We start from the raw sequence: 3,154 nt of genomic DNA on the forward strand, positions 1-3,154 counted from the left end.
AAACTCAAGAGAAACTATGAAAGCGTCATAGCAATGGCCTGCGCTTTTCTGTGGCTACCAATGTGAAACGGGAACAGACCCTAGAGTGTCTGGAGAAATTTTTATTGACCATTTATTCAGGAGTCTATCGATATGATCAAAGTCAGCGTGCTGTATGCGTATGAAGAGGGTGCCCGTTTTGATCACGATTACTATCGCGACAAACACCTGCCGCTGGTGCAGGAACTGATGGGCAGCTACTGCAAGGGCTACAGCGTCGACAGGGGCATCGGCGGCGCAGTGCCTGGCTCGGACCCTCGCTACATCGGCATGTGCCACATCTACTGCGACTCCATTGCAGACTTTGAAGCGGGCATGGGGCCGCACTCAAAGCAGATCAATGCGGACATCATCAACTACACCGATCTGATTCCGGAGATACAGATCAGTGAAGTACGTGCAGATGTGCTTGACCGGTAAGCATGTTCCTTTCGAGAGTGGACTTGATCATGCCGGACGTCGCGATCAGCTCTTCAGCTTGTGGCGTAATGGCCGATAAGCAAGCTCCACTCTTCAACAAGGACGATTCAAATGTTCAAGACTTTTTGCAAGACTGCAGCTTTGCTTTCCATGGCGCTGCTATACGGGTGTGCATCGCCTTCAATGGAAAAGATGCAGGCTGAAGTCTCGCAATATACGTTGCCCAAGCCTGCTGTCGCGGACAAGGGCCTGATATATGTCGTTCGTCCAAGCAACGCCGGAATGATGGTTCGCTTCAATGTCTTTCTTGATGACAAGGAAGCCGAATCCGAAATGGGTTACAACCGGGGTAACCAGTACATCTATTTCTACGTCTCACCTGGTCAACACGTCATCAGCTCCAAAGCCGAGAACTGGGCTGATCTGCCTCTTTCGATCAAGGCTGGTGAAGTAGTTTACTTGAAGCAGGAAGTCGAAGTAGGCGTGGTCATGGCGCGTAATGGCCTTAAACAACTGAGCGATGTCGAAGGCCGTTACCTGGTCAAGGACGCAGGCCTGGGAACTGTTGTCAAAGAGAGCAAGTAATTTTCCAGCGCAGTTACCGGCACCTTTGCAGGCGTCATGGGCAGTGACCATCAGGATGGATCGCTGCCCTTATGGCGTCTGCATTGGCCTTATCTCCTATTCCCTGCTGCAGACATGCCACCCGACGGATCAAAACACTGGCTGTTGTAGAGCGGGCTTTGACACTGCGAGGGCACGCTTGGCGGTGGCGGGCGGTTTCTCTGAAACGCCTTTTAGCGCTCTGTCTCGTACACTGTCACGTGCGTGCGGCCGCTGACCTTCAGGTATTCGGTGGCCTTGAGATTGGTCTTGTGGACGTAATCCAGCGGTTCGTCGTCGCGCCGCATGTTCGGCGGGCCTTGCCGCTGTGGGGCGCTCTGGGCGTCGCCTTCACAGGGGATTGACGCGTAGCTCACCTTTCCCTGCGCCGACGTGCATTTGAATATCTCGCTGTGCGCCGTGCTTGCACCCAGCAACGCTGCCACGGCAAGTGTCATTGAAAGCCTTTTCATGGTTCTCTCCCTATATGGCGCAAGGCTACCAGTTGCCTATGAATGCTGCTAGATCATCCCGCTGCGAGGGACCATTCGTCAGACGTATCGCACGGCTGCGTGTGTCGGTTCTCTGAATATCAGGTTCTGAATTCTACAGTGGAGGTGCACATGACCGGCACAACGCCTGGCAGCAACAACCAAGACAAGAGCAATCAAGGCAAAAATGATCCGGGTTTCGACGAGGAGTCACCGAAGACCCAAGACCCGCAGATCGACCCGACTGAGCCTGCAACAACGCCGGCCACTGAAAAGGGCAGCAAGGATGACTACCCGCCGTACACGCCCGACAAATAATTGACCGATTGCCCTCGGCCGATACCGAGGGCGGTTTATTACCGGCCTGTCTTACTTGTTGGCATCCAGGTATTCGAGCAGGTCTTCCATTTTTTCATCGTTACCCATCCACCACAGCTTCATCCGTGTACCAGGCACAACTTCGCCTGGGTCCTTGATGTACGTGCGCAATTCTTCGCGCGTCCAGATCAGCCCCGAGTTTTTCATTGCGTCGGTGTATACGTAGCCTTCTTGCTGACCTGCTTGCCTGCCAATGATGCCGTTAAGCGGTGGGCCAAATGCGCTGCGCGCAGAAGGGCCGATCTTGTGGCAACCTGAGCAGAGGCGGGTGAACACTGCCTTCCCGGCCTCTGCATCGCCTGCACCTTGGGCCATCGGATGCAGCGCCAGTGCCAGTACGAATAACGCGGTTCTTTTCATCGATATTCCACAGCGCGCCGGGGCAGCTTCTTCAAAAGCTGCGAATGTTAGCGCAATTTTCCGGCACTCACTTGCTGGCCGGTATCTGGCTCGACAACTCATCGAAGTCACGCTTGTAACTCGCCATCTCGGCAGCGCTGACAAAGCTCTGCTCCAGAACCAGCTTTTTTGCGCCGGTTTCGATACTGGTCAGTTCGTGGAGGAAGCGCTTCTTCTTTCCAGCGTTGACCTTTGTCCCTGCATCATCAAGCGACGTACGAATCTCTGCTGCCCGCGCATGGACAAAATCCTGGCCCCGGCGATCAACGGTGAGCCCGTTGTTTTCAACATAGCCCTCCAGCCCGGTTTTCTTCAGTACCAGCCACAGCGCCCTGTCCGGCGTGAACGTGCCCTTGAACTTCTTGACCTTTTTGCTGCTGTCAGCGCCCAGGTCAACCGTCACCGGGCAACCGGATCGATGGGCCAGTTGCTGCAGGGCTTCATCCAGGCGTTGCGTCGGCATGTCATACGTAATGGGCGTCATCTGGCAAGCCGCATAAACCGGAGCCCCGGTCAGGCACGCAATACTGATGACCAGCTTTTTCAGGGTGTTTTTCATGTTCGCAGGGGGTTCATCTGGAAGGATAGGGCTTGGAAAGCATTTGCTGCGTGATGTTCCCGCGCGGCCGGGAGACGGTCTTGCACTCAAATCGCAGACAAAGAAAAGCCCGCGATGGGGGGGGCGGGCTTAAGGTCTTGCTGGGAATTGAGTGGGGATTCCACGCGCACTTGGACACCCATTCCACGAACACTTGGACAGTGATTCCACGCTGACTTGGACACTGATTCCACGAGCATCTGGACAGTGATTTCTCACTGACCAG

General features: G+C 54.8%; 6 protein-coding genes and 1 pseudogene. 4 read left to right on the plus strand and 3 right to left on the minus strand.

Going from position 1 to position 3,154, the window contains the following annotated elements; translation table 11 throughout:
• Nucleotides 1–132: 132 nt before the first annotated feature.
• From DW49_RS0123110 to DW49_RS0123120, 3 genes are read left to right on the plus strand one after another with little or no spacing between them, the layout of a single operon-like run.
• The gene (locus tag DW49_RS0123110) at nucleotides 133–459 is read left to right on the plus strand and encodes an EthD family reductase (RefSeq protein ID WP_005617016.1); all 327 of its coding nucleotides are present in this window, start codon (nucleotides 133–135) and stop codon (nucleotides 457–459) included.
• Nucleotides 460–461: 2 nt separating this feature from the next.
• Nucleotides 462–662: a hypothetical protein gene (locus DW49_RS0123115; protein WP_024419787.1), complete on the plus strand. Its 201-nt coding sequence runs from the start codon at nucleotides 462–464 to the stop codon at nucleotides 660–662.
• The gene (locus DW49_RS0123120) at nucleotides 652–1,044 is read left to right on the plus strand and encodes a DUF2846 domain-containing protein (protein ID WP_024419786.1); all 393 of its coding nucleotides are present in this window, start codon (nucleotides 652–654) and stop codon (nucleotides 1,042–1,044) included. The genes DW49_RS0123115 and DW49_RS0123120 overlap by 11 nt, the downstream gene beginning before the upstream one ends.
• 89 nt (nucleotides 1,045–1,133) lie before the next feature.
• Here the strand turns inward: DW49_RS0123120 and DW49_RS01000000128790 are convergent.
• Nucleotides 1,134–1,535, minus strand: a pseudogene (locus DW49_RS01000000128790) (DUF4124 domain-containing protein).
• A gap of 150 nt (nucleotides 1,536–1,685) precedes the next feature.
• On the opposite strand from DW49_RS01000000128790, the gene DW49_RS0123130 reads away from it, so the two are divergent.
• Nucleotides 1,686–1,871 carry a DUF6021 family protein gene (locus tag DW49_RS0123130; protein WP_005617022.1) on the plus strand — a complete coding sequence of 62 codons (186 nt, stop codon included), beginning with the start codon at nucleotides 1,686–1,688 and terminating at the stop codon, nucleotides 1,869–1,871.
• Nucleotides 1,872–1,922: 51 nt separating this feature from the next.
• On the opposite strand, the gene DW49_RS0123135 is transcribed toward DW49_RS0123130, so the two are convergent.
• Entirely contained in the window at nucleotides 1,923–2,291 is a 369-nt protein-coding gene (locus tag DW49_RS0123135; RefSeq protein ID WP_005617023.1) for a c-type cytochrome, read from the minus strand.
• Between the two features lie 67 nt (nucleotides 2,292–2,358).
• Nucleotides 2,359–2,889 (minus strand): hypothetical protein, encoded by a 531-nt coding sequence (locus DW49_RS0123140; RefSeq protein WP_005617025.1) that lies wholly within the window; start codon nucleotides 2,887–2,889, stop codon nucleotides 2,359–2,361.
• Between the last annotated feature and the right edge of the window lie 265 nt (nucleotides 2,890–3,154).

It is taken from the genome of Pseudomonas avellanae BPIC 631 (genome assembly GCF_000444135.1).
Lineage (GTDB): Bacteria > Pseudomonadota > Gammaproteobacteria > Pseudomonadales > Pseudomonadaceae > Aquipseudomonas > Aquipseudomonas avellanae.